The 25,926-nt window shown below is 61.5% G+C and carries 23 protein-coding genes; 9 read left to right on the plus strand and 14 right to left on the minus strand.

Going from position 1 to position 25,926, the window contains the following annotated elements; genetic code table 11:
* Nucleotides 1–136: 136 nt before the first annotated feature.
* From epd to fba, 5 genes are all read left to right on the plus strand, one after another.
* A complete protein-coding gene (gene epd, locus DOCECA_RS24315; RefSeq protein ID WP_420764983.1) occupies nucleotides 137–1,192 on the plus strand; it encodes an erythrose-4-phosphate dehydrogenase in 1,056 nt (351 codons plus the stop codon).
* A 24-nt stretch (nucleotides 1,193–1,216) separates the two neighbouring features.
* Complete coding sequence (locus DOCECA_RS24320) at nucleotides 1,217–2,380, plus strand: phosphoglycerate kinase (RefSeq protein ID WP_420764982.1); 1,164 nt, start codon at nucleotides 1,217–1,219, stop codon at nucleotides 2,378–2,380.
* Nucleotides 2,381–2,411: 31 nt separating this feature from the next.
* Nucleotides 2,412–2,636, plus strand: coding sequence for a hypothetical protein (locus DOCECA_RS24325; RefSeq protein WP_445571202.1), 225 nt, complete (start codon nucleotides 2,412–2,414; stop codon nucleotides 2,634–2,636).
* Between the two features lie 56 nt (nucleotides 2,637–2,692).
* Nucleotides 2,693–3,028: an MliC family protein gene (locus tag DOCECA_RS24330; RefSeq protein WP_434561867.1), complete on the plus strand. Its 336-nt coding sequence runs from the start codon at nucleotides 2,693–2,695 to the stop codon at nucleotides 3,026–3,028.
* Between the two features lie 245 nt (nucleotides 3,029–3,273).
* Entirely contained in the window at nucleotides 3,274–4,338 is a 1,065-nt protein-coding gene (fba, locus tag DOCECA_RS24335) for a class II fructose-bisphosphate aldolase (protein ID WP_003177554.1), read from the plus strand.
* 106 nt (nucleotides 4,339–4,444) lie between these two features.
* Here fba and DOCECA_RS24340 read toward each other — a convergent pair whose 3' ends face one another.
* The 5 genes from DOCECA_RS24340 to DOCECA_RS24360 all read right to left on the minus strand — a co-directional run bounded on the left by DOCECA_RS24340 (nucleotide 4,445) and on the right by DOCECA_RS24360 (nucleotide 7,635).
* A complete protein-coding gene (locus DOCECA_RS24340; RefSeq protein WP_434609084.1) occupies nucleotides 4,445–4,759 on the minus strand; it encodes a type II toxin-antitoxin system RelE/ParE family toxin in 315 nt (104 codons plus the stop codon).
* Nucleotides 4,760–5,038: a ribbon-helix-helix domain-containing protein gene (locus DOCECA_RS24345; RefSeq protein WP_420764978.1), complete on the minus strand. Its 279-nt coding sequence runs from the start codon at nucleotides 5,036–5,038 to the stop codon at nucleotides 4,760–4,762.
* A 177-nt stretch (nucleotides 5,039–5,215) separates the two neighbouring features.
* Nucleotides 5,216–5,500, minus strand: a complete 285-nt coding sequence (locus DOCECA_RS24350) for a fructose-bisphosphate aldolase (RefSeq protein ID WP_434609089.1) — start codon at nucleotides 5,498–5,500, stop codon at nucleotides 5,216–5,218.
* Nucleotides 5,501–5,960: 460 nt separating this feature from the next.
* Nucleotides 5,961–6,629 (minus strand): polysaccharide lyase family 7 protein, encoded by a 669-nt coding sequence (locus tag DOCECA_RS24355; protein ID WP_420764976.1) that lies wholly within the window; start codon nucleotides 6,627–6,629, stop codon nucleotides 5,961–5,963.
* 334 nt (nucleotides 6,630–6,963) lie between these two features.
* The gene (locus tag DOCECA_RS24360; protein ID WP_445571203.1) at nucleotides 6,964–7,635 is read right to left on the minus strand and encodes a polysaccharide lyase family 7 protein; all 672 of its coding nucleotides are present in this window, start codon (nucleotides 7,633–7,635) and stop codon (nucleotides 6,964–6,966) included.
* Nucleotides 7,636–7,958: 323 nt separating this feature from the next.
* Here DOCECA_RS24360 and DOCECA_RS24365 point away from each other — a divergent pair, with 323 nt between their 5' ends.
* The 3 genes from DOCECA_RS24365 to DOCECA_RS24375 are packed head-to-tail and all read left to right on the plus strand — an operon-like array spanning nucleotide 7,959 to nucleotide 10,928.
* A complete protein-coding gene (locus DOCECA_RS24365; RefSeq protein WP_434649797.1) occupies nucleotides 7,959–10,082 on the plus strand; it encodes a putative bifunctional diguanylate cyclase/phosphodiesterase in 2,124 nt (707 codons plus the stop codon).
* A gap of 41 nt (nucleotides 10,083–10,123) precedes the next feature.
* Nucleotides 10,124–10,627: a M48 metallopeptidase family protein gene (locus DOCECA_RS24370; RefSeq protein ID WP_420764973.1), complete on the plus strand. Its 504-nt coding sequence runs from the start codon at nucleotides 10,124–10,126 to the stop codon at nucleotides 10,625–10,627.
* 4 nt (nucleotides 10,628–10,631) lie between these two features.
* Entirely contained in the window at nucleotides 10,632–10,928 is a 297-nt protein-coding gene (locus DOCECA_RS24375) for a winged helix-turn-helix domain-containing protein (protein ID WP_445571204.1), read from the plus strand.
* A gap of 99 nt (nucleotides 10,929–11,027) precedes the next feature.
* Here the strand turns inward: DOCECA_RS24375 and DOCECA_RS24380 are convergent, their stop codons facing one another.
* Nucleotides 11,028–11,480: a GNAT family N-acetyltransferase gene (locus tag DOCECA_RS24380; RefSeq protein ID WP_445571205.1), complete on the minus strand. Its 453-nt coding sequence runs from the start codon at nucleotides 11,478–11,480 to the stop codon at nucleotides 11,028–11,030.
* Nucleotides 11,481–11,741: 261 nt separating this feature from the next.
* Here DOCECA_RS24380 and DOCECA_RS24385 point away from each other — a divergent pair, with 261 nt between their 5' ends.
* Nucleotides 11,742–12,479 (plus strand): substrate-binding periplasmic protein, encoded by a 738-nt coding sequence (locus DOCECA_RS24385; protein ID WP_445571206.1) that lies wholly within the window; start codon nucleotides 11,742–11,744, stop codon nucleotides 12,477–12,479.
* 67 nt (nucleotides 12,480–12,546) lie between these two features.
* Here DOCECA_RS24385 and yccS read toward each other — a convergent pair whose 3' ends face one another.
* From yccS to betB, 8 genes are all read right to left on the minus strand, one after another.
* On the minus strand, nucleotides 12,547–14,730 hold the full coding sequence (gene yccS / locus DOCECA_RS24390; RefSeq protein WP_434609096.1) for a YccS family putative transporter: 2,184 nt from the start codon (nucleotides 14,728–14,730) through the stop codon (nucleotides 12,547–12,549).
* 176 nt (nucleotides 14,731–14,906) lie between these two features.
* Nucleotides 14,907–16,085 (minus strand): NAD(P)/FAD-dependent oxidoreductase, encoded by a 1,179-nt coding sequence (locus DOCECA_RS24395; protein ID WP_445571207.1) that lies wholly within the window; start codon nucleotides 16,083–16,085, stop codon nucleotides 14,907–14,909.
* Nucleotides 16,086–16,231: 146 nt separating this feature from the next.
* On the minus strand, nucleotides 16,232–17,569 hold the full coding sequence (dbpA, locus tag DOCECA_RS24400; protein WP_420765169.1) for an ATP-dependent RNA helicase DbpA: 1,338 nt from the start codon (nucleotides 17,567–17,569) through the stop codon (nucleotides 16,232–16,234).
* 315 nt (nucleotides 17,570–17,884) lie between these two features.
* Nucleotides 17,885–19,312, minus strand: coding sequence for a multidrug transporter subunit MdtD (mdtD, locus tag DOCECA_RS24405; RefSeq protein ID WP_445571208.1), 1,428 nt, complete (start codon nucleotides 19,310–19,312; stop codon nucleotides 17,885–17,887).
* A 196-nt stretch (nucleotides 19,313–19,508) separates the two neighbouring features.
* Nucleotides 19,509–20,846, minus strand: a complete 1,338-nt coding sequence (locus DOCECA_RS24410) for a TldD/PmbA family protein (RefSeq protein WP_445571209.1) — start codon at nucleotides 20,844–20,846, stop codon at nucleotides 19,509–19,511.
* Nucleotides 20,846–22,288, minus strand: a complete 1,443-nt coding sequence (locus tag DOCECA_RS24415) for a TldD/PmbA family protein (RefSeq protein ID WP_434649803.1) — start codon at nucleotides 22,286–22,288, stop codon at nucleotides 20,846–20,848. The genes DOCECA_RS24410 and DOCECA_RS24415 overlap by 1 nt, the downstream gene beginning before the upstream one ends.
* Nucleotides 22,289–22,542: 254 nt before the next feature.
* Nucleotides 22,543–24,246: a choline dehydrogenase gene (gene betA, locus DOCECA_RS24420; protein WP_434649804.1), complete on the minus strand. Its 1,704-nt coding sequence runs from the start codon at nucleotides 24,244–24,246 to the stop codon at nucleotides 22,543–22,545.
* A gap of 202 nt (nucleotides 24,247–24,448) precedes the next feature.
* Nucleotides 24,449–25,921 (minus strand): betaine-aldehyde dehydrogenase, encoded by a 1,473-nt coding sequence (betB, locus tag DOCECA_RS24425; RefSeq protein WP_420764963.1) that lies wholly within the window; start codon nucleotides 25,919–25,921, stop codon nucleotides 24,449–24,451.
* Between the last annotated feature and the right edge of the window lie 5 nt (nucleotides 25,922–25,926).

Raw genomic sequence — 25,926 nt, forward strand, 5'->3', positions numbered from 1 at the left:
GATCGCCGCCCGGAGCAAGCTCGCTCCCACAAGGATCTCCACCGACCCTGTGGGAGCGAGCTCGCTCCGGGCGGCGATCCGACGATAGCGGTGGTTCCGGCGACGCAGCCTTTGGACTCACAGGTCAGAGAACCCCATGCCCCAACCGCGTCCCTACAAAGTTGCACTCAACGGCTACGGCCGCATTGGTCGTTGCGTCTTGCGTGCGTTGTTCGAGCGAGGGGCGAAGGCTGGGTTCGAGATCGTGGCCATCAACGATCTGGCCGACATGGCCAGCATCGAATACCTGACACGCTTTGACTCCACCCATGGCCGGTTCCCCGGCGAAGTGCGGGTCGAGGGCGACTGTCTGCATATCAATGGCGATTGCGTGAAGGTCCTGCGCAGTGCCACCCCCGAAGGCATCGATTGGGCGTCCCTGGGTGTCGACCTGGTGCTTGAATGCTCCGGCGCCTACAACACTCGCGACGATGGCCAGCGTTTCATCGCTGCGGGCGCGCCAAGGGTGCTGTTTTCTCAGCCGATGGCCAGCGAGGCGGACGTCGACGCCACCATCGTCTTTGGCGTCAACCAGGATTGCCTGACCGGCGAAGAGTTGCTGGTGTCCAACGCCTCATGCACCACCAACTGCGGCGTGCCGCTGTTGCGCCTGCTGGACCAGGCCATTGGCCTGGAATACGTGTCCATCACTACGATCCACTCGGCAATGAACGATCAGCCGGTGATCGACGCCTATCACCACGAGGACCTGCGCCGTACCCGCTCGGCCTTCCAGTCGGTGATCCCCGTGTCCACTGGTCTGGCGCGCGGCATCGAACGGCTGTTGCCGGAACTTGCCGGACGAATTCAGGCCAAAGCCGTGCGGGTGCCGACGGTCAACGTGTCCTGCCTCGACATCACGATGCAGACCGTGAGCGATACCGACGCCACCGAGGTCAACCGGATCCTGCGCGAAGCCGCCACCCGCGGCCCGCTCAAAGGCCTTCTGGCCTATACCGAGTTGCCTCATGCCAGCTGTGATTTTAACCACGACCCGCATTCGGCCATCGTCGATGCCAGCCAGACACGTGTTTCCGGGCCGAGGCTTGTGAACATCCTGGCGTGGTTCGACAACGAATGGGGTTTTGCCAATCGAATGCTGGACGTTGCCGAGCACTACCTGCAAACAGCTTCCAATAAACCTGCTCTCTAAACAGTTACCCAGGAATTGCGACCCATGACCGTGTTGAAGATGTCCGACCTCGATCTGCAAGGTAAGCGCGTACTGATCCGCGAAGACCTCAACGTCCCCGTCAAGGACGGTGTCGTCACCAGCGACGCGCGCATCCTGGCCTCGCTGCCGACCATCAAGCTGGCCCTGGAAAAAGGCGCTGCGGTGATGGTCTGCTCGCACCTGGGCCGTCCGACCGAAGGCGAGTTCTCGGCGGAAAACAGCCTCAAGCCTGTCGCCGACTACCTGAGCAAGGCCCTGGGCCGTGACGTGCCCCTGGTGGCTGATTACCTGGGTGGTGTCGACGTCAAGGCTGGCGACGTCGTGTTGTTCGAAAACGTGCGCTTCAACAAAGGCGAGAAAAAGAACGCCGATGAACTGGCCCAGCAATACGCCGCCCTCTGCGACGTGTTCGTGATGGACGCCTTCGGCACCGCACACCGTGCCGAGGGCTCGACCCACGGCGTGGCGAAATTCGCCAAGGTCGCCGCTGCTGGCCCGTTGCTGGCTGCCGAGCTTGATGCGCTGGGCAAGGCCCTGGGCTCTCCAGCTCAACCGATGGCCGCGATCGTTGCTGGCTCCAAGGTGTCGACCAAGCTGGATGTACTCAACAGCCTGAGCCAGGTCTGCAACCAATTGATCGTCGGTGGCGGCATTGCCAACACCTTCCTCGCCGCCGCTGGACATCCCGTCGGCAAGTCGCTGTACGAGCCGGACCTGCTGGAAACCGCCCGTGAAATCGCCGCCAAGGTCAGCGTGCCGCTGCCGGTGGACGTGGTGGTCGCCAAGGAGTTCGCCGAGAGCGCCGCCGCGACGGTGAAGCTGATCGCTGATGTGGCCGAAGACGACATGATCCTCGACATTGGCCCGCAAACCGCAGCCAATTTCGCCGAACTGCTGAAATCCTCCCAGACCATCCTGTGGAACGGCCCGGTTGGCGTATTCGAATTCGATCAGTTCGGCAACGGCACCAAGGTACTGGCCCAGGCCATTGCCGAAAGCGCTGCGTTTTCCATCGCGGGCGGCGGCGACACCCTGGCCGCCATCGATAAATATGGCGTCGCCGAGCAGATCTCCTACATTTCTACCGGCGGTGGCGCGTTCCTCGAGTTCGTCGAGGGCAAAGTGCTGCCTGCCGTGGAAGTCCTGGAAAGCCGGGCCAAGGCCTGAGGCGACGTTGACCAGGCAAAGGAGTGTTCCGATGCTCAAGACGTTCATGGCGCTGATGGCCGCGACGTTGCTGGTAGCCTGTTCCAGCAGCCCGCAAGGCACGGCGCCAGATAATACGGTGCCGGCGCCCGAAAAAGGCTGTTATCAGGCTGACTGGCAGGCCGAGACCAATCCGGTGCTGAACAAGCGCTCAGGACCGGACGGCCTGGATAAATACGAGACGCAAGCGCCGGTCAAGGAACATGGTTGCCCTTGACGGGTCAGACTCATTAGCTCATGGCGGGCGGCTCGGCCGTCAGCCGAGGAACACGGATGAAAGGCTTTGTCGCCGTTGTGGCGTTGGCATTGTTGGCCGGTTGCTCGCAACTGGGTTTTCTACAATCGTCCGAGCCCGTTGCAGAAGGCTGGACGAGTTGGACATGTGATAGCGGGGCCAAGGTGCTCTGGCGTTATACCGATGCAGCGCGCAAGGAAGTGGATGTTCGCCTGGGCGGCGCAGACAAGGTCTACCGTCTCAAGCTTGAGCCGGGCGCTGAAGGATCGCTGTACAGCGATGACATGCTGGCGCTGCACGTCAAGGGTGAGGAAGGCCTGGCGTATTGGGTCGCCACCAATGACTTGATTGGGCGTGGCTGCAAGGCTGACTGATCTGCCGAAACCCAATGTGGGAGCGAGCCTGCTCGCGAAAGCGATGCCTCAGGCAACAGAGATGTTGACTGCTAGGCCCTCATCGCGAGCAGGCTCGCTCCCACAGGGTTTCTTGTTTGTAGTGAGATTTTGTTTCGTTGGACACGCAGATCGGGTCAACCCCCGATCCGCAATGACTTGAATAGCCCCCGCCGCTCCGGCAGGCTGGCACGATTAACGACCCTCGACCGGGAGAGATACACACAATGGCACTTATCAGCATGCGTCAGATGCTGGACCACGCAGCCGAGTTCGGCTACGGCGTCCCAGCCTTTAACGTCAACAACCTTGAGCAGATGCGCGCCATCATGGAAGCCGCTGACAAGACTGACTCCCCGGTAATCGTCCAGGCCTCGGCCGGTGCCCGCAAATACGCCGGCGCGCCGTTCCTGCGCCACCTGATCCTGGCTGCGATCGAAGAATTCCCGCACATCCCGGTGTGCATGCACCAGGACCACGGCACCAGCCCTGACGTCTGCCAGCGCTCCATCCAACTGGGCTTCAGCTCGGTGATGATGGACGGCTCCCTCGGCGAAGACGGCAAGACCCCGACCGACTACGAATACAACGTGCGGGTCACCCAGCAGACCGTCGCCATGGCCCACGCCTGCGGCGTTTCGGTGGAAGGCGAACTGGGTTGCCTGGGCTCGCTGGAAACCGGCATGGCCGGCGAAGAAGACGGCATCGGCGCCGAAGGCGTGCTGGATCACAGCCAGATGCTGACCGACCCGGAAGAAGCCGCGGATTTCGTCAAGAAAACCCAGGTCGATGCCCTGGCCATCGCCATCGGCACCAGCCACGGCGCCTACAAGTTCACCAAGCCGCCTACCGGCGATGTACTGGCGATCGACCGCATCAAGGAAATCCACAAGCGCATCCCCAACACCCACCTGGTGATGCACGGCTCGTCCTCGGTACCGCAAGAGTGGCTGGCGATCATCAACCAGTACGGCGGCGACATCAAGGAAACCTACGGCGTGCCGGTTGAAGAAATCGTCGAAGGCATCAAGTACGGCGTGCGCAAGGTCAACATCGATACCGATTTGCGCCTGGCTTCTACCGGTGCCATGCGTCGGTTGATGGCGACCAATCCGAGCGAGTTCGACCCGCGTAAATTCTTTGGCGCGACCGTGACCGCTATGCGGGATGTGTGTATCGCGCGTTATGAGGCGTTTGGTACTGCGGGTAATGCTTCGAAGATTAAGCCGATCTCGTTGGAAGCCATGTATCAGCGGTATTTGAAGGGTGAGTTGAACGCTAAGGTCAACTGAGGCTTCAACGTTGTGAGAAAAACCCGCAGTGATGCGGGTTTTTTAATGGGGCGGATTTGTGTGTATAGCCGGTGCTTGGGTTGGCCGCTTCGAGAGTGAGCTGGTTTTAATCGTCCAGCCCACTCTGCAAAGCGCCCTCAAAGTCTTGTCCGCCATAAAACACGCCCAGAATGGAAACCAGCTCGGCTTCAACAGCAAAGGCGATCACGGTCCGTTTACGGTAGTTTGTGATATGCAAACCCGGGCGTATCTCGTGCCTTTGGTTCCCTCGGTGCGGGAACGTCTGTAGTTCTTCACAGTAGGTCACGATGGCGTCGGTATACCGACGGGCCATTTCCGGCGAAGCCGCTGTGGCAATGTAGCGGTAGAGGGCAGCTAATTGCTCAAGGGCTTCCGGTGCAAACTCGACGGTGTAAGCCATTCACGGTTTCACAGTGGAATTTTCGTGCTCTGCCGCCAATCGGGAGCGCACCTGGTCCACGTTCAATGCTCGCGAGGGATCGGTTTTCAACGCGTCATAAGCTGGGGCCACTTGGCCTACGAGCCAGTTTTCCAACGCACGATCACGAGCTAGCAGTGCTCGGAGGCCATCCCGAATGACTTCGCTTTCAGTGGCGTACTCACCGGCAGCCACCTTGGCTTTCACTACGTCAGCCATCTGGTTAGGCAGCGTGATGCTGAACTGTTGAGTGCTACGCATGATGAGCCTCCTGGGTAAGATGGGATTTAATCCTACTCTGCTCAAAAGAATATGCACATGACCTCCTATCGTCCGATGACTTTGCCTGCGGATTAGGTGAGCTTGCTCGCGCTCGCGGTGTGTCAGTGGATATCACTGCTTTGCCGATTCGCGAACAGGCTCGCACACAGGGGACCTCTATTGGTCTTCGAGGCCGCGCTGTTCAATGACACCGAACACGTCCGTCACGTCTTGGTCGAGGATCCGGGCGACGTTCGTTAGGGTGTTGAAGTCGCCAGCAGCCGAGTCGCGCAAGGTGGCGCAGGCCATGAGCGTCAGGTAGTCGAGCGTGGCATGCAAGCGTTCGCTGGCGCAGGCGTGAAGCTCGGTCAGTGGGACGGTTTTATCGATGAACAGGACGGGCTGGGTGGTGGCGATCGGGGTGAGCGGAGTGAAGCGAGTGGGCAATTGTTCGGCTTTCATGACAAACCTCTAACTCAAATAGGTATTTGCCACCGTTCGCTGCGAAACAAATTTGGTGGCAGCCATGTGCGGGTTCGCAGACCGAGGAGTTAGAGAAACCCGGCAGACCCGAAGATCTCCCACACACAGCCGCCATGAAAAGCCGAGCATAGACAGGAGTGCCTATGTCGATTTCTGACGGTCGTGATTCTAACTCACACGGGCTGCGAAACCCTTGTCCACCAACCAAAGCCAGCAGACCCACCGAACTATAGAGCAGATTCCCAAGGCCAAAATCGGCCCTGTAGGACGCACCGGCCCCCTGTGGCGAGGGAGCTTGCTCCCGCTCGGGGGCGCAGCCCCCGCAAAACCGGTGCATGAGATGGGGCTGGCGGAAAGAAGGGGCCGCTTCGCAGCCCAGCGGGAGCAAGCTCCCTCGCCACATGGTGTAAATTCCTACGAGATTTTAGGACGTGAAAACTCAGGTGTTGTGATCGATATCCAGCACGCTGAACGTCACCTTCCCGCCTTCGCTGGTGTAGCCCGAGTTGTCCTGCACGTATACCCCGGCCTTGAAGTACAACGGCTTGTCGCGCCAGGCGCGGCCGACGGTGGTGTACCAACTGTTGCCGGCCGCGGTGATGCCCAGGTCACCGGTACGATCGAGGTGAATCCGGTAGGAGAAGGACCGATTGAGCTTCACCCCCGTGGCGACGGTGATAACCCTGCCTTCGCTGTCATCGGGGCGCATGCGGACCTTGGCGACGATGTTCCCGGTGTCGCTGTCGTCCTTGTATTGGTATTCCAGCTTGACCATGGGTTTGCTGCTGTCCTTGGCATGGATCTGACCGATGACGATCTTGCCGCTGCTAGGTACTTGATTGACGGCGAGCGTTGCCCTCAGGAAGTTGTCGGCGTCTGGGTAGACCCAATTGCGCAACCTTCCGTCTTTATAGGTTTCGCGCAGTTCACTGCGCGGGTAGATCGCATTTTCAGTCTTGGAGCCCGTCACCGGCGACCAGAAATACACCGTGCTGCCTTGGGAATTGAAATACTTATCCTTGAACCCGTCCACCAGGCGCGGCGTTTCGATGGTTTTCGGCGGGCTGCCTTCGGGAATGCTCAGGTTCCAGGTTGCAAGATCGACCATGTTCGGATCCTTTCTGAGAAAAAGAAATGATTTACGCCACAGCCGGAGGCTCTAAGACGCGCTTTTGCTGAGGCCAGACGCAGGCGCGGACGAAAAATTGGCACGTTCGTCCGGCGAAGGGTTGGCGTCAGCAGACCGTCAGAGTGGCGTTTTGCGGTTTTGTGCCCGAGAGAAGGGACCGCTGGTCGAGAAATTGGATTTTCGAGGGAACGATTACACGATGGCCTTTTGACGCTTGTTGCGTGAAGACATCATGGGCCTGTTGAAACCGAGGGATGAAGGCGGGAACCCATCGCAGCGTCCCTGCTGCAATGGCGGCGGAGCGGGTCGGCGATCAAAGCGTGGTGTGCTTGATTTCCAACTTGCTGAACGTCACTTTCCCGCCTTCAGTGACATAACCGGTGTTGTCTTGCACGTACGCGCCTGCCTTGAAGTAGAGCGGTTTGACTTTCCAGCTTGGGTCAACGGTGGTGCGCCAGTTGTAACCCGCCGCGGAAATGCCCAACGCGCCCTTGGGGCTCAGGTGGATCATGTAGGGAAAGTTGCGGTTGAGCGTCACACCGGTAGCGACGGTGATGACCTGGCCCTCCTTGTCATCCGGGCGCATGCGCACTTTGGCGACGATGTTGCCGGTCGAACTTTTAGTCTTGTATTGGTATTCCAGCTTCACCATCGGGCTGTTGCTGTCCTTTGTGTGAATCTGGCCGATCACGATCTTGCCGGTGCTGGGCACCTGGTTGACCGCCACGGTCGCGCGTAAGGTGTTATCTGCCGCAGGGTAGAGCCAGTTGCGCAATCGTCCGTCGGGAAAGGTTTCCCGCAGCTCGCTCCGCGGGTAACTCGCGTTGGCCGTTTTGGTGCCGGTCACTGGCGCCCAAAAGAATACGGTGCCGGTTTCGGCGTTGAAATATTGGTCCTTGAACCCTTGGGCCAGGCGAGGGGTGTCGATGGTCATCGCCGGGCTGCCTTCGGGGATGCTCAAGTTCCAGGTTGCGAGATCGATCATGTCCAGGTTCCTACGTATCTGATGTAAAAGGTGCACGCCGTGTCGGGAGGCTTTAAACCGCCCTTTGAAGCGTCTCGAAACGCTGGATGGGGCTTTTTGTTGTTGACCGGTCGGCGAATGTTTGACGTCAATTGTTCGTCGAGTAGGTCATTGCAGTTTCTGTGCCTGGAGAGGGTGACCGTTAGTCGGCTATTTCGGGCTTTGTCTGGATGATGGCGCGATGACACCTACTGCTTTTCAAAATCCCGGTCTAGAGTGAGATCACTGTATGTTGTCCGCCTTGTTCTATAAGACGGACATGGCGCCCCGATAAGAGAAGCAGCATGGAATGCGCGCAACCCCCGTTTGGCGAAGACAGCTCCGTCCTTTTGATCGTTGATGACTACCCTGAAAACCTGCTCAGCATGCGAGCGTTGTTGCAGCGTCCGGATTGGCGGGTGATGACCGCCGCCTCTGGTGTCGAGGCGCTCAACATGCTCCTGGAACACGACATCGACCTGGTGCTGCTGGATGTGCAGATGCCGGACATGGACGGCTTCGAAGTGGCGCGCCTGATGCGTGGCAGCCAGCGCACGCGGCTTACGCCCATCATCTTCCTGACGGCCAATGAGCAATCCCAGGACGCGGTCATCAAGGGATACGCCAGTGGCGCGGTGGATTACCTGTTCAAGCCATTCGATCCACAGATCCTCAAGCCCAAGGTGCATGCCTTGCTGGAGCACCAGCGCAACCGGCGCGCGTTGCAGCGTCTGAGCCAGGATCTCGAGGCTGCCCGGGCCTTCAATGCCTCGGTGCTGGACAACGCCGCCGAGGGAATCCTCGTGGTGGATGAGAACGGATGCATCCGGTTCGCCAACCCTTCCACCTGCCGCTTGCTCAACGCCACCGCCGACCGGTTGCAGGGCTCGGCGTTCCTCGATTTCCTGCAAAAACCCCACATTCCCGAATGGCTTGATTCCGACATCCATACCGCCTACATGCGCGGCGAAACCTGGCGCTTGCACGATGCCGTGTTGCGTACCGCGCCTGGCCAGCAGGTGTCGGTAGCCTTGTCCTGCGCGCCATTGCCTGCGGAGCAGAGGGCGATGGTGGTCACGCTTCAGGACATGTCGGTGGTTCGTCATCTGCATCAGCAACTCGAATTCCAGGCTGTCACCGACCCCTTGACCGGCCTGCTCAACCGCAGGGGGTTCTATCAGACGGCGGAAAACCTGCTGATGCGCAGCGAGCGGCTGGAAAGCAACTGGGTGTTGCTGTACCTGGATCTGGATGGATTCAAGCGGGTCAACGATTCCCTGGGCCACGATGCCGGTGACCGGGTGCTGCGCTGGGTCTCGGAGCAATTGAAGACGTGCCTGCGTCCGTTCGACATCCTGGCGCGCCTGGGGGGCGACGAATTCACCGCGCTGCTGGATCTGGAACTGCCTGAGCAGGCGGCGAAGATTGCCGAAAAGCTCATCGAGCGGGTCTCGGTCTGCCAGCAGATCGACGGCATGGACGTGACGCTGGGGGCGAGCATTGGTATCGCGACCTATCCGGACTGCGGCTCCAACCTCGACGGTTTGCTGCGCGCCTCCGACATCGCCATGTACGAAGCCAAGCGTGCCGGCCGCCAGCAATACCGTTTCTACGACCATGAAATGAACGGTCGAGCCCGTTCACGGCTCATGCTCGAAGAGAGCGTGCGTTCGGCAATCGAGAACCGTGATTTCAACATGGTCTATCAGCCGCAGGTCAGCATTCGCGATGGGCGCACTCGCGGCTTCGAAGCGCTGTTGCGCTGGCAGCATCCGAGCGTCGGCGACGTGCCGCCAGGCTTGTTCCTGCCGTTGCTTGAGGAGGTACGGTTGATCAGCCGGCTGGGCAGCTGGATTTATCATCGCAGCGCGGCCCAGCGCAAAGTCTGGGAACGCATGTTCGCGGATGACCTGGTGCTGGGTGTGAGCCTTAGCAGTACGCAGTTCGGCATGCCGAACCTGGTCACCGAATTACGCCAGGTGCTGGAGCGCCATGCCTTGAAGCCCCGGCAACTGGAGGTTGAAGTGACGGAAGATGCGTTGATGCGCAACCCCGACGAGACCCATAAACAGTTGCGGCTGCTGCGTCACCTGGGCGTGCGGGTGGCATTGGACGATTTCGGTTCGGGCCCTTGCTCGCTGGCGCATCTGCGCGATCTTGAGCTCGATACCCTCAAGCTTGATCGGCATTTGATTGCCCGCTTGCCGGACTCGCCACGGGACGCCGCGTTGGCCGCCTCGGTGATCGATCTGTGCGGTCAACTGGGGTTGCGGGTGATCGCTGAGGGGGTTGAAACCGCGGCGCAATACCAGTGGCTCAGGGATCACGGTTGTGAATATGTACAAGGTTTCCTGGTGGCGCGGCCCTTGATGGCCGAGGATACCGATGCCTTTGCCCGGCCCTTCGACTGGAGCGCGGTGCAGGCCTGAATTCGCTACACTGGCAACCTTTTGTGATTTGTTGCCGGCCGATGACCACGCTCAAGTACCTCCAGGCGTACCCCGCCGCCCTGCAAGCCCAGGTGCAGCAATTGATTGCCCAGGATCGGCTGGGCGACTACCTGCACCAGCGCTATCCCGGCCGCCATCCGATCCAGAGCGACAAGGCGTTGTATGGTTATGCGCTGCAAATCAAGCAGCAATACCTGCGCAACGCACCGGCGATCGACAAGGTGCTGTTCGACAACCGTCTCGACCTGACCCACCGCGCGCTCGGCCTGCACACGGCTGTCTCGCGGGTGCAGGGCGGCAAGCTCAAGGCCAAGAAGGAAATCCGCATTGCCTCGTTGTTCAAGGACGCGGCGCCTGAGTTTCTGAAGATGATCGTGGTCCACGAGCTCGCCCACTTCAAGGAGTCGGACCACAACAAGGCGTTCTATAACCTTTGCGAACACATGCTGCCGGGCTACCACCAGCTGGAATTCGATTTGCGCGTGTACCTGACCTGGCGCGACCTGCAACAAGACAAGGAATGAGTGGATGGACGTCAGCAAGACCAAGAGCAGCTTCTATCGTCGCCTGTATGTGGCTTACCTGATCAACAGCGACCTGGCCAGCAACATTCCCGCGCTCACCGAGGCCACCGGCATGCCACGGCGTACCGCGCAGGATACTGTCGCGGCATTGGCGGACCTGGACATCATCTGTGAGTTCGAACAGCAGCAAGGCGCGCGCAACCATGCCGGGCAGTATCGAATTCGTGACTGGGGGGCGATTGATCGGCGGTGGATCGAGCAGAACCTCGAGCGGATCAAGGCGGTGCTTGGGTATCCCTGAAGTTTTACTGGCCCCATCGTCGGACCGCCGCCCGGAGCTAGCTCGCTCGCATATTTGAATGCAACCTTGGTGGGAGCGAGCCTGCTCGCGAAGCGGACTTCAGGGACGATGCATACCGATATGTGGAATCCCATCTTCCAGATACTCCACGCCCACCGCCTCAAACCCATATCGCCCGTAATAACCTTGCAGATGCGCCTGGGCCGACAATGAAATCGACGTACCTGGCCAGTGTTTTTCCGCCTGCTTGAGGGCGTGTTCCATCAGCGCGTGTCCCAACCCCTGGCCTCGTGCTTCGGGCGCGATGACCACCCGACTAATCACCACATCGCTGTTTTGCGAATGTGGATCGAGCAAGCGCAGGTAGGCGACCAGATGGTTGTCGCGCCAAGCCATCAGGTGGCACGTGTCGCCCTCAAGGTCCAGTCCGTCGACATCCGGATAGGCACAGTTCTGCTCTACGACGAACACCTCGGCGCGCAGTTTGAGGATGGCGTACAGCTGTTCCTTGTTCAGGTCGTTGTGATGTTTGCAGACCCAGTCGATATCCATTTTTTGAATTTCCTTGAGAACCTGATGCCGATATTAGGCGCCCTTGCGTCGGAAGTCTCTTCTGCGATCAGACGAAAAAACTGTGATAAAAGGCCAAAATGCCATCATGGATGTGTCGCGGTCCCGTCTTCTTTGTGTAATCTTTATTCGAGCACTGCGCAGCGGTTTCGATGAGCTAACGTTAGGACCGGATGTCTCAGGACTTCCCTTGAGTTTCGGCTAAAAACAAACCGGGCTTTGAACCCGTCAAGGATGTTTGGCATGCCGCGATTGCATCGAGCTCTTGCTTTGGTCGGATTGCTGTTGCTGAGCCACCACGCCTGCGCGCAGAAGTTGCGCCTGGTCGCGGATGCCTGGCCGCCCTTCACCGATTCGACGTTGATCAATGGCGGCTTGGCCACCGATATCGTCACCACTGCACTGGCACGGGCCGGTTATGCCAGCGACTTCGAGCAGGTACCCTGGGCCCGGGCGATGCTGGGTATCAGTGAAGGGCGCTACGACGTGTTGATCAACGCCTGGTATGCCCAAGAGCGCACCCATGTGGGCCAGTTTTCGGCCGAATACCTGCTCAATCGCGTGCGCTTCATCAAGCGCAAGGACGCGGCCATCGAATTCGACAATCTGCAACAGCTTTACGCTTTTCCTGTAGCCGTGGTGCGCGGCTATGCCTATGCCAAGGCGTTCGACGAGGACGGGCAGATGCAGAAGGTCCCTGTGCATAACTTCGCGATGGCCGTGCGCATGGTGGCCGCCGACCGGGTGAAGCTGACCCTGGAAGACGAATACGTCGCCCGTTACTACCTGGCTCGAGAATCCCCCAAGGTGCGCAATGCCGTGGAATTCCTGCCCAAGCCCCTGAGCGAGAACAGCCTGCACATCCTGGTCAGCCTGAAGACCCCCGAGCATGAGCGGATCGTGGCCGGTTTCGATCGCGAGATTGCGGCGATGAAGGCCGATGGGAGTTATCAGCGGCTATTGAAGGCGCACGGGATGTGAGACCGCAGCGTGGCTGATCTCCTTCGCGAGCAGGCTCGCGAAGGGGCTGGTTTGGCCACCGCAACACTCAAGCCTCACTGGTGTCCTTGATCAAATGCGCCGCCAAGGTGCGCAACGGCCCCAGCTGGCGGCAGATCAATGCCAGTTGCGTCTGCACCAGGCGCTGGCCTTCGTCGATTTCATCGGGCATCTGCTCAAGCTCGCTGGCGAGGGTTTCTTCCTCGTCGCTCTGGATTGCAATCGGCTGCTTGCTCGCCAGGCCTTGGGCGATTTCGTCGATGCTGGTGGCCAGTTTCACCCCCGCGCCGTCGATCAGGTACTCGCGCACGTCCGTGGGCAATTCCGTGCCCCGGTGGGCGCCCAGGCCCGACAGGTAGCTGAGCAGGGTATGGGAGAGCACCAGGAAGCGGAACCCGACATCGGCTTCCTTACGGAAGTGCCCGGGCTCCATCAGCATGTTCGCCAGCGTCGTGGACAGCGCGGCGTCGGCGTTATGGGCGTTGCGTCGGGCCAGGCGATAGGCCAGGTCGTCGCGCTTGCCGGCCGCGTATTGCTGCATGATCTGGCGCAGATAGATGCTGTTGCAGGTCAGCGTATTGGCGAGGACTTTGTTCAGCCGCCGCCCTTGCCAGTCGGGCAGGAACAGGAAAACCGCCAGCCCGGCGATCAGGCTGCCCAGCAGGGTATCGAACAACCGTGGCAGAAGCAGTCCATAGCCGTCCCCGACCTGGTTGAAGCAGAACAGCACCATGATCGTGATGGCGGCGGTGGCCAGGGTGTAGCGGGTGGTGCGGTTGGTGAAGAACACCACTCCGGCGACGATGGCGAAGCACGATTGCACCAGCGGGTTGGGAAACAGGTCGAACAGCGCCCAGGCCACCGTCAGGCCGATGGCGGTGCCGATGATCCGCTGGCCGAGCTTGCGCCGGGTGGCACCGTAATTGGGTTGGCAGACGAACAACGTGGTGAGGATGATCCAGTAGCCCTGGGAAGGGTGGATCAGATGCACCATGGCGTAGCCGACGCTCAGGGCCAGGGGCAAGCGCAGGGCGTGACGAAACAACAGCGAAGTGGGCGTGAGCTGTGTGCGCAGGCGCAGCCAGACGTCCTTGAGGTTGCGCGGCGAGCGGTCGAGGAGGCTACTGTCGGAGGCATCGGCCAGGGCGTCGGGGTTGCTCGCATCACTGAGCAGGCGGTCCATCGTGCCCAGGTTCACCGACAGCGCCCGCAGCGAGCGCAGCAAGCCACGCCAGGCCGGGTTGCTCTGGATGCGCAGGTGTTCAAGGGACGCATGCAGGTCATTCAAGGCTTCGGCGAAGCTGTCGTCGTAGACGAACGGTTGGCGTAGCTGGATCGACTCGGCCAATGCCTGGCAGGCCTTGCCTTGCTGGCGCAGCAGACGCTGGCAACGGAACAGCACATCGCTGTGGAAGAAGGCCTCGGCCAGGGCGTTATAGGGGTAGTGGGACGAGCTCGCGCGTTCGTGGATGTCCTGGGCGAGGAAATAGAGTTTCAGGTAGCGGCTGACTTTCGAGCCCGGCCGGCCATTGCCGACGCGGTGCAGGATGATTTCCTTCGCGCTGTTGAGCGCAGCGACCACCCGGCCGTTCTGCTGGGCCAGTTCCAGGCGTCGTGCCTCGACGTCCAATTGTCGGACCGGTTCGAGCAACGACGACTTGAGCTTGAGGTAACGCCCCAGTTCACGGAAAAGTCGCGCCAGGCTCTGCTGCACCGGCTGGTTCGAAAACAGCGCGTGCCACACCACCGAGAGCAGGCCGTACCATGCGGCGCCCGCCACCAGAAGCAAGGGTTCATGCCAGAAATCCGTGACCGCGCCACCGCGTTGGTCCACGCCGATCATGGTATAGACCGACAGGATCAGAGTCGCCGAAGCAATGGCGCCATACCGCTCGCCCAGGGCGCCGAGCATGGTCAGGCCGAATGCCGCCAGGGCCAGGGCAACGATGAACAGGATGGGGTAGGGGAACAGCAATTCCACCGACAGCGCGGCGACGCTGAAGCACACCAGCGTCACCGCGAGTGCGTTGAGGCGGCCTTGCCAGCTGTCGTCGGTTTCGGCCAGGGCGCTGGCGATGATGCCCAAAAACAGGGGAATCAGCAGCGCCATCTCGTCCAGGTACCAGCACAGCCCCATGCTGCCGGTCAGGGCGATGAACACCCGCACGCTATAACTGAACTTGTCCAACGCCCAAAGGCGACGCAGTGACTGGCTAAACGAGGTCGATGACATGAAGTGCAGGGGCCTGACGGGCAATGACGCTAAATTGAGGCAGTAATGACGCCGATGCAATGGCGGCGATCACATCTGGCAGCAAAAAGTGTTCCTGCATGCCATGGACACACCTTTACCCTGTGGCGAGGGAGCTTGCTCCCTCGCCACAAAAGCAGGCTCCACCTCGGTGAGAATCAGACGTACTGCGCCGCCGCATACCCTGACGCCCATGCCCACTGGAAGTTGAACCCGCCCAGGTGCCCGGTGACGTCCAGCACTTCGCCAATGAAATACAGGCCAGGGCTTTTCAACGATTCCATGGTCTTGGACGAGACTTCCCGCGTATCGACGCCACCCAGGGTGACTTCGGCGGTGCGGTAGCCTTCGGTGCCGGCGGGCACCACGTTCCAGCTCGCCAGTTTTTCGGCGATGTCGGCGAGCTCCGCGTGGGTGTATTGCTTCATGGGTTTGGAGACGAACCAGGTGTCCGCCAACAGGTTGGCCATTTTCTTGGTGAACAGCTCGCCCAGCAAGGTCTTCAGCTCGCTGTTGGGGCGTTCGGCTTGTTGCTGTTGCAGCCATTGCGGCACGTCATGGTCGGGCAGCAAGTTGATCTGCACCGTGTCCCCTGGCTCCCAGAATAATGAAATCTGCAGGATCGCCGGACCGCTCAGGCCGCGGTGGGTGAACAGGATGTTTTCGCGAAAACTCTGGTCGTTGCAGCTCACCAGGCAATCCACCGAGGTGCCTGACAGTTCGGTGCACAGGGCCTTGAGCTGATCGGTAATGGTGAACGGCACCAACCCGGCGCGGGTCGGCAGCAATTGATGGCCGAACTGCTTCGCGACTTGATAACCGAAACCGGTCGCGCCCAGGGTCGGGATCGATAGCCCGCCGGTGGCGATCACCAGGGACTGGCAGGCGATCGGTCCGAGGGTGGTCTGCAACTGGTAGCCGCCGTCGGTCTTTTCGATCTGCTCGATGGAAGTGTCCAGGTGCAGATTGACGCCCGCCTGGTCGCATTCATCCAGCAGCAGGCCAAGGATGTCACTGGACTTGTTGTCGCAGAACAACTGACCGAGTTTTTTTTCGTGATAGGGCACGCCGTGCTTGGCCACCAGGGCGATGAAATCCCACTGGGTGTAGCGGGCCAGGGCCGACTTGCAGAAGTGCGGGTTCTGGGAAAGGAAATTGCCCGGCTCGGTATACATGTTGGTGAAATTGCAGCGTCCACCGCCCGACATGAGGATTTTCTTGCCAGCCTTGTTGGCGTGGTCCAGCAACATCACCTGGCGCCCGCGCGCGGCAGCGGTGAGCGCACACATCAACCCCGCGGCGCCAGCGCCAATGATCACGACTTCGGTAGAGCGCAAAACGGTGTCCTCTAAATGTGTCGCCACAAAACCCAGTGTGGGAGCGAGCTTGCTCGCGATGGCGGACTGTCAGACAACATCACTGTTGAATGTACCGGCCTCATCGCGAGCAAGCTCGCTCCCACAGTTTGATCTCTGTCTATCGGTCAGAGGATCCGCACCCGCAACGACCGACCCTTGATCTTGCCATCGTTCAGGCGTTGCAGCGCCTGTTTGGCGATCCCGCGTTCCACGGCCACATAGGCCTGGAAATCGAAGATTGCGATCTTGCCGACCTGGGCGCCGGGGATGCCGGCCTCGCCGGTCAGGGCGCCTAGGATGTCACCGGGGCGGACTTTGTCCTTGCGCCCGGCGCCGATGCACAGGGTGCTCATGGCCGGCAGCAACGGGCCGCCTCCCTGAGGCTTGAGGTTGTCCAGTTGGTCCCAGTTCAACGGCGATTTCTGCAGTTGCTCGATGGCCTGGGCGCGATGGGCTTCGGAGGGCGCCACGAGGCTGATGGCGATGCCTTTCTCACCGGCGCGACCGGTGCGGCCGACGCGGTGGATATGGATTTCCGAATCCCTTGCCAGTTCGACGTTGATCACCATGTCCAGGGCATCGATGTCCAGGCCGCGGGCCGCGACGTCGGTGGCCACCAGCACCGAGGTGCTGCGGTTGGCGAACATTGCCAGCACCTGGTCGCGGTCGCGCTGTTCCAGGTCGCCGTGCAGGCCGACGGCGGAGATGCCCTTGGCCGTCAGATGGTCGACGGTTTCCTGGACCTGCTGCTTGGTGAAGCAGAACGCCACGCAAGACGCCGGACGGAAATGCGCCAGGACCTTGACCACCGCGTCCATGCGCTCCTCGGGAGAAATCTCGTAGAACCGCTGTTCGATCTGCGCGTCGGAGTGCAGCGCTTCGGCCTTCACCTGCTGCGGGTCGCGCATGAATTTGGAAGCAAGTTGCTTGATGCCCACCGGGTAGGTCGCGGAGAACAACAGCGTCTGGCGGCGTTCCGGGGTCTGCTGGATGATGTCTTCGATGGCGTCGTAGAAGCCCATGTCGAGCATGCGGTCGGCTTCGTCGAGAATCAGTGTGTTGAGGCCATCGAGCACCAGCGAACCCTTGCGCAGGTGCTGTTGGATACGCCCTGGCGTGCCGACGATGATGTGGGCGCCGTGTTCGAGGGAGGCGATCTGCGGGCCGAAGGACACGCCGCCGCACAGAGTCAGGACCTTGATGTTATCTTCGGCGCGGGCCAGGCGGCGGATTTCCTTGGCGACCTGGTCGGCCAGCTCGCGGGTCGGGCACATCACCAGGGCCTGGCAGCCGAAATAGCGTGGGTTGATCGGGTTCAGCAGGCCGATGCCGAAGGCCGCGGTCTTGCCGCTGCCGGTCTTGGCCTGGGCGATCAGGTCCATGCCCTTGAGGATCACCGGCAAGCTTTGCGCCTGGATCGGCGTCATCTGGGCATAACCGAGTGATTCGAGGTTAGCCAGCATGGCGGCGGACAACGGCAAAGTATTAAAAGCGGTGGCGATGGTGGTCACGGGACGGGCCTGCAAAACAAAATGTCGCGCAGTGTAGCAGCCTCGTGCCACTTTCTTCGAAAGATCTGGACGAGCTGTGGCGCAGTTCTGAAGTGGGCGAATTCCCCGTGGCGAGGGGATTTATCCCCGCTGGGCTGCGAAGCAGCCCCTAGGATGGTCACCTTTGTGGATCAGGGAGAACGCATTCAGCCTTTTTGGGGCTGCTGCGCAACCCAGCGGGGATAAATCCCCTCGCCACAAAAGCGTCCCAATTCCACTGGAGTCCAGTTAATGCTCGATATGCTCATCCGGCCGCTTCTGCCGCCGCCCGTCCTGCTTCGACAGTTGCGAAAAAATCGTCGCCGCCAGCATCGCCATGATCCCCACCGTCACAAAAGTCAATTGAAACGCGCCCAGCACCGTATCCACGCCGTCGTTGCCGACCTGGGCGGTAAAGCCTCCCAGCAGGGCACCTGCACAAGCCACGCCCAGGCTCAGGGACAGTTGCGCCACCACCGACAGCAGGCTGTTGCCACTGCTGGCGCTGGCGTCGTCCAGGTCGATCAGGGTCACGGTGTTCATCGCGGTGAATTGCAGCGAGTTGATCGCTCCCAGCACTGCCAGGTGCGCCAGCAGCAGCCAGTACGGCGTCTGTTCGCTGACCAAGCCCATGCTCGCCAGCATCAGGCCCAGGGCCAGGGTGTTGCTGGTCAACACGGCGCGGTAGCCAAAGCGTTCGATCAGCGGTCGGGCCACGGACTTGGCGACCATCGCGGCGGCCGCCAGGGGCAGCATGCTCATCCCCGCCTGGGACGGTGAATAACCCAGGGCGACTTGCAACAGCAACGGCACCAGGAACGGCAGGGCACCGCTGCCCAGGCGCGCGAACAGGTTGCCGAGGATGCCCACCGCGAAGGTCCGGGTCTTGAACAGCGACGGTGGAAACAGCGCGTTCTCGACGTGCCCGGCGCGCACCCAGTAAGCCGCCAGGCAAGCCATGCCGCCAAACAGCAGCAGCATCACCCGCAGGTGCGGCAGGTGCAGTTCACCCAGCCCCTCCATGGCGACGGTGATCAGCACCATCGCCGCGCCGAACAACAGAAAGCCCACGCCATCGAAGCGCGTGCGCTCAGTGCCGCGCAGGTCCGGGATGAATTTCCATACCGCGTAGCAACCGACCACGCCCACCGGCAGATTGATGAGGAAAATCCAGTGCCAGGTCATGTACTCCACCATCCAGCCGCCCATGGTCGGGCCGATCAGCGGGCCGAGCAGCCCGGGGATGGTGATGAAGCCCATGATTCGCACCAACTCCGAGCGCGGGTAAGCCCGCAGTACCACCAGCCGGCCCACCGGCAACATCAGCGCACCGCCCAAGCCTTGGACGACCCGTGCGCCGATCAACATGCTCAACGAGTTGGACAAGGCGCACAGCAGCGAGCCGAAGCTGAACAGCAGGATCGCGCCGAAGAAAATCTTCTTGGTGCCGAAGCGGTCGGCGATCCAGCCCGAGGCCGGGATCAGCAAGGCCACGGTGAGCATGTAGGCAATGATCACGCCTTGCATGCGCAGCGGGTTTTCCGCCAGGTCGCTGGCCATGGCGGGCAGGGCGGTGTTGAGGATGGTGCCATCCAGGGACTGCATGAAGAAGGCAATCGCCACCACCCACGGAAGCCAGCGGGCGGTGACGGCGTCGAGGGGAGCGCGGTTGGGCATGGGACCTCTTGTGTGAAAAGTGAACAACGGCCTGCAGCGAAAGCGCTTTGTGGCGAGGGGATTTATCCCCGCTGGGCTGCGAAGCAGCCCCGATCTACCAGCCCAATGAAACAGGCGGAGCCTATTCAAGCTTCTTGGGGTCGCTTCGCAACCCAGCGGGGATAAATCCCCTCGCCACAAGTTCTGTGCTTGCTAACTACAGGGTCAAGGTCAACCGCTTGACCAACGCCCCCGGCAGCAACATCGAGGCCGTGGCCCGCTGGCTGTAGGTGCTGGCCGAAAGCAGAAGTTCCCGCTCCCGGGTCAGCGCTTCGAGTTGCGAGCCGAGCAAACTGTAGACGCTGTCGTCGAAGCGCATCGTGCTCACCGGCGCCTGGATCTGACCGTTCTCGACCCAGAACGTGGCGAAGCGGGTCATGCCGGTCAGACGCGCCGCCGGTTGGTCGGAGTAGTTCAGGTACCAGAGATTGCTGATGTACAGCCCGGTGCCGAGCTGCTCGAGGATGTACTTCTGTTCCAATTGCCCGCCCTGCATGTCCAGCGCCGTGGGGTATTCATAGCTGCTGGCGCCGTTGGCGGCGAGGCCGTATTCGGCGGCGCTGCGGGAGTTGACCAGTTGCGCGTTGGCCATGCCCTTGGCGATCAGCCCCAGGTCATCGCGGGGATAACCTTCGTCGGAAAATGCCGGGCTCAATGAGCCGCTGACCTGCTCCGTCAACCACACGTTGGGACTGAAGTGGGCTTCGCCGGCGTAGAATTTCTGCAACGGGCTTTGCTTGCTGGCGATCGCCCGGGCCGAGAATCCGCCCCAACTGAGCATGCCCATGATTTCTTCCAGCGCGGCCGGCGCCAGGTAGGCGCGGTATTCGCCCGGCGGCAGCGTACGTAGGGGCAGGCCGAGGAATTGCAGCTGCTGGCGTGCCTGCTCGAAACGTTGGGCGAATCCTTCGCTGCTCCAGGCGTGTCCCGCGTAGCTGGCCTTCACGGCCTGGCCGTTTTCATGGAACAAGCTGAAGTCGAAGTTGAAACTGTTGGCCTGATGCCAGCCGAACGCTCCCGAGGAACTGGCGAAGCCACGACTGATGGGGCCTGCGGCGTAAAAGCCGACCAAGTCCAGGCCCTCGGCGGCACGGCTGATTTCAGCGACGGCTTGCTCGGTGTCCGGCAGGGGATGGTCCTGCACGTTGTTGCTCTGCCAATGGTTGTGGTTGAGCAGCAGGTAGGGATCGGCTGGCAGCAGCGGCAACGTCTCGCGCAACTGTTGCAACCCGTCGGCCAAGCGTCGCAGGTCGGTCTCGGTGTCGCCGGACAAGGTGATCTGCAGATCGGCATGACGGCCGTCATTGATCAACTTGAAACTGACGTTGGCCTGTTGCACCTGGCCGGCCTGACGGACCTTGCCGTGGTTGAAGCGCACGAAGGCCGACGACTCGGCGGCGTAGCCGAGGGTAAATTGCTCAGGTTCGCGCAACGCGTCGCGCAACCAATCGACCAGTGCTTTGAACGCCCCAGCTTGATTATCGACGGTGCTCATCAGGCATCCCCCCCAAACACGTCCACGTTGCTGAACACACAGGCCGGCGACGCATGGCCAACGCGGATGACCTGGTTCGGTTCGCCCTTGCCGCAATTCGGTGTGCCAAGCACTTGGGAAGTGCTGGCGTCGCCCACGGCCCGCAGGCTCTTCCAGAACTGCGCGGAGATGCCCCGGTAGTTGGGGTTCTTCACTACGCCCTTGAGCTCACCGTTCTCGATCAACTGGCCCCATTCGCAGCCGAACTGGAATTTGTTGCGGGCGTCGTCAATGGACCAGGAGCGGTTGGTGCGCATCAGCACGCCATGCTCGATGCCTTGGATCAACTGCTCCAGGGATTGGTCGCCGGGCTCGATGTTCAGGTTTGCCATGCGGTCGATGGGCGGACGATTCCAACCGCAGGCGCGGCTGTTGGCAACACCGTCGAGGCCGGCGCGGAACTGCGACAGCGCGCCGCCCAATGGGCGCAGCAACAGGCCTTCGCGAATCAGGAACTGCTTGCTGGCGGCGGTGCCGTCGTCGTCATGGCTGTAACTGGCCAATTCCTCGGGAATGTCCGGATCGAAGGTCACGTTCAACAGGCTGGAGCCGTACTGCAGGTGGCCGAAATCCTCGGTCTTGACGAAGCTGGTGCCGGCGTAATTGCGCTCGTCGCCGAGGATGCGGTCCAGTTCCAGCGGATGGCCGATGGACTCGTGGATCTGCAACATCATCTGGTCGGGCATCAGCAGCAGGTCGCGGGGACCTTGGGGCGTGTTGGGCGCCATGAGCAATTGCAGGGCCTGGTCGGCGATCCTTGGACCGGCGCCGATCAGGCCGCAACGGCTGATCACATCGAAACCGCCTTGCTGGCCGAAATTTTCCCGGCCCAGGGTGCGGGTCTGGCTGTCGTTGCCGTCGAAGGCGGTGACGTCCAGGGCCGGGTAGATGAAGCGTTGGGCCTGGCGCAGTTCAGCGCCGGCGCTGTTGAGGTAGATCTGCTCGACCTGGGTCAGGCCGATGCTGGCCTGCCAGTTCACCAGGCGCTCGTCGACGGGCACCGCGGCCGATTCGTCGCCGAGCAATTGGTAGCAATCGCTCAGGGGCGGGAAGGCCTGGTCGAAATGCGGCGAGAAGTAGTCGGCGCGGTCGCTGGACACCGGTTGGTCGCGCAGGTCCAGCAGGGCGTGGGGCTTGAGCTGGCGAGCGTATTGCTCGGCCCGCTCCAGCGCCGCTTGCAGGCCGGTCTGGGACAAATCATTGGTGGCGGCATACGCCTCGACACCGTTGACCCGCACGGTGAGCATGGCGCCTTCGTCGTGGCTCAGGCTCGGAGGTTCGGCGACGTTCTTGCGCACCGACAAGTGTTGGCCGGACTCGCGTACGTAACGCAGGGAAAAGAACTCAGCGCCCGTGCGCAAGGCAGCGAAACGCTGCTTGAGCTGGGGTTGGAAGTCGAACATGGAACCTCCTTGTCTGGAGTGGCGATGCAGCGAGGTGCGGCGCATTGACGCGGTGGCTCTAGAGTAGGCCTGGGGCGGGGGAGGGATCAAGGCAGATGGGTATTTGCGGTGTCAGGTCGGACGTCATCGCGAGCAAGCTCGCTCCCACGGTGGATCTTTGATGGTCACAAAATCTGTGTTCACCGCCAATCCCCTGTGGGAGCGAGCTTGCTCCGGGCGGCGATCCGACGAAGGCCGCGCCGCAGTCTGGAGTCTTACTGCGCGGCCGTCGCCACTTCACGCAACGGCTTGCCGCGCACCGGCGCGTCGCCGGCGACGTAGTAAGGTGCGGTGCTGCGCGGCAAAGGCTTGCGGCCGCGGATCTTGTCGGCGATTTTCTCGGCGATCATGATCGTCGGCGCGTTCAGGTTGCCGGTGGTGATGATCGGCATGATCGAGGCGTCGACCACGCGCAACCCTTCCATGCCGTGCACGCGGCCTTCGCCATCCACCACGGCCATATCATCGGTGCCCATCTTGCACGAGCAGGATGGGTGGAACGCGGTTTCGGCGTGCTCACGGATGAACTGGTCCAATTGCTCGTCCGTCTGCACCTCGATGCCCGGGCTGATTTCGCGACCACGGAACGGATCGAGCGCCGGCTGCTGCATGATCTCGCGGGTCAGGCGGATGCCGTCGCGAAATTCCTGCCAGTCCTGCTCGGTGGCCATGTAGTTGAACAGGATGCTCGGGTGCTGGCGCGGGTCCTTGGACTTGGCCTGGATCCGGCCACGGCTTGGCGAACGCATGGAGCCCATGTGCGCCTGGAAACCGTGCTCTTTCACGCCGTTGCTGCCGTTGTAGTTAATCGCCACCGGCAGGAAGTGGTACTGGATGTTCGGCCAATCGAACTCGGGGCGCGTACGAATGAAGCCGCCGGCCTCGAACTGGTTGCTGGCGCCGATACCAGTGCCGTTGAACAGCCACTCGGCACCGATCGCCGGCTGGTTGTACCAGAGCAGCGACGGGTACAGCGAGACCGGTTGAGTGCAGGCGTATTGCAGGTACAGCTCAAGGTGGTCCTGCAGGTTTTCACCGACGCCCGGCAGGTCGTGGACCACCGGGACGTCGAGGTTTTCCAGCAGCTTGGCAGGGCCGACGCCGGAGCGTTGCAGGATCTGCGGCGAGGCGATGGCGCCGGAGCACAGCAGCACTTCCTTGCGCGCCCGGGCCTCGACGCGTTCTTCGGCGGCGCCCACCAGGTAACGCACGCCGACCGCGCGTTTGCCTTCGAAGAGGATCTTGTCGGTCAGGGCGTGGGTGACGATGGTCAGCGTCGAGCGCTTCTTGGCGACGTCCAGGTAACCGCGCGCGGTACTGGCGCGACGGCCATTGGGCGTGACGGTACGGTCCATCGGGCCGAAACCTTCCTGCTGGAAGCCGTTGAGGTCCTCGGTACGCGGGTAACCGGCCTGAACGCCGGCTTCGACCATGGCGTGGAACAGCGGATTGTTGCCAGGCTTGGGCGTGGTCACACTGACCGGGCCGTCGCCGCCATGGTAGTCGTTCGGGCCGATGTCTCGGGTTTCGGCTTTACGGAAATACGGTAGGCAATCGAGATAGGTCCAGTCTTCCAGGCCGGGCAGCTTGGCCCAGTTGTCGTAGTCCAGCGCGTTACCGCGGATGTAGCACATGCCGTTGATCAGCGAAGAACCACCCAGGCCCTTGCCGCGACCGCATTCCATGCGACGGCCGTTCATGTGCGGCTCCGGATCGGTCTCGTAGGCCCAGTTGTAGCGGCGACCCTGGAGAGGAAATGCCAGGGCGGCGGGCATCTGGGTACGGAAGTCGAGGCGATAGTCCGGGCCGCCGGCTTCGAGCAGCAAGACGGTAACGCCTTCGTCTTCGGTCAGGCGGGTAGCCAGGGTGTTACCGGCCGAGCCGGCACCGATGATGATGTAATCGAATTCTTGGGACATGAAATGTACCCTCTTTTGGAGTTGGTTCAGGTCGCGGTTGCCTGTGGCGAGGGGATTTATCCCCGCTCGGCTGCGCAGCAGTCGTAAAACGGGCGACTGGGTTTGTCTGGAGAATGGGGGATCTTGGTGAGGGGCTGCTACGCAGCCCCACGGGGATAAATCCCCTCGCCACAATGGCGTTCACTCAAGGCCTCATTCCAGATCAGAACACCGACGTGTAATCGCCCATTTCGACCTGCACCGACTTGATGCGCGTGTAGTTGGTCAGCGAGCTGATCCCATTCTCCCGGCCCACGCCCGATTGCTTGTAGCCACCGACCGGCATTTCCGCCGCCGATTCGCCCCAGGCGTTGATCCAGCAGATGCCTGCTTCGAGCTGGTGGATCACGCGGTGCGCGCGGTTCAGGTCGCGGGTCACGACACCGGCGGCCAGGCCGAAGTCGGTATCGTTGGCGCGGCGGATCACTTCTTCTTCGGTTTCGTAGGTGAGGATGCTCATCACCGGGCCGAAGATTTCTTCACGCACGATGGTCATGTCATCGGTGCAATCGGTGAACACGGTCGGGGCCACGAACGCGCCCTTGGCCAGTTCGCCTTCCGTCAGGCGACCGCCGCCGCACAGCAGGCGCGCGCCTTCGGCCTTGCCTTTATCGATGTAGCCCAGCACGTTTTCCATGTGGGCGAAGCTCACCAGCGGGCCGAAGTTGGTGTTCTCGTCTTCCGGGTTGCCGATGCGGATGCGCGCCACGCGCTCGGCGATCTTGGCTTCGAAGGCAGCCTTCAGGTGGCTCGGCACGAACACCCGGGTGCCGTTGGTGCAGACTTGGCCGGAGCTGTAGAAGTTGGCCATCATCGCGGTGTCGGCGGCGCGGTCCAGGTCGGCGTCGTCGAAGATGATCAGCGGCGACTTGCCGCCCAGCTCCATGGTCACGTCCTTGAGCGAAGAGCTCGAGGCACTGGCCATGACCTTCTTGCCGGTGTCGGTGCCGCCGGTGAAGGAGATTTTCTCGATGCGCGGGTGCTCGGTCAGCCAGGTGCCGACCTCACGGCCGCTGCCGGTCAGCACGTTGAACACGCCTGCTGGAACGCCGGCCTCGGTGTAGATCTCGGCCAGTTTCAGGGTGGTCAGCGAGGTGACTTCGCTGGGCTTGAAGATCATCGCGTTGCCAGCGGCCAGGGCCGGGGCGGATTTCCACAGGGCGATCTGGATCGGGTAGTTCCATGCGCCGATACCGGCGACGACGCCCAGGGGCTCGCGGCGGGTGTAGACGAACGACGTGGTGCGCAGCGGAACCTGTTCGCCTTCGATAGCGGGCACCAGGCCTGCGTAATATTCCAGCACGTCGGCGCCAGTGACGATGTCGACGTAGCGGGTTTCGGAATAGGCCTTGCCGGTGTCCAGGGTTTCCAGGGCCGCGAGCTCATCGTTGCGTTCGCGCAGGATGTCCACGGCGCGACGCAGGATGCGCGAGCGCTGCATGGCGGTCATCGCCGCCCAGACTTTCTGGCCTTTTTCGGCGCTGACCACGGCACGCTCGACGTCTTCTTTCGTTGCGCGCTGCACCAGGGCGAGTACTTCACCGTTCGCCGGGTTGATGGCTTCGAAAGTGGCGTCGCCGCTGGCATCGCTGTACGCGCCATCGATGTAGAGTTTTTGCAGTTCGAAACGGGCCATAAAGT

The sequence above is a fragment of the Pseudomonas sp. E102 genome (assembly GCF_052660185.1).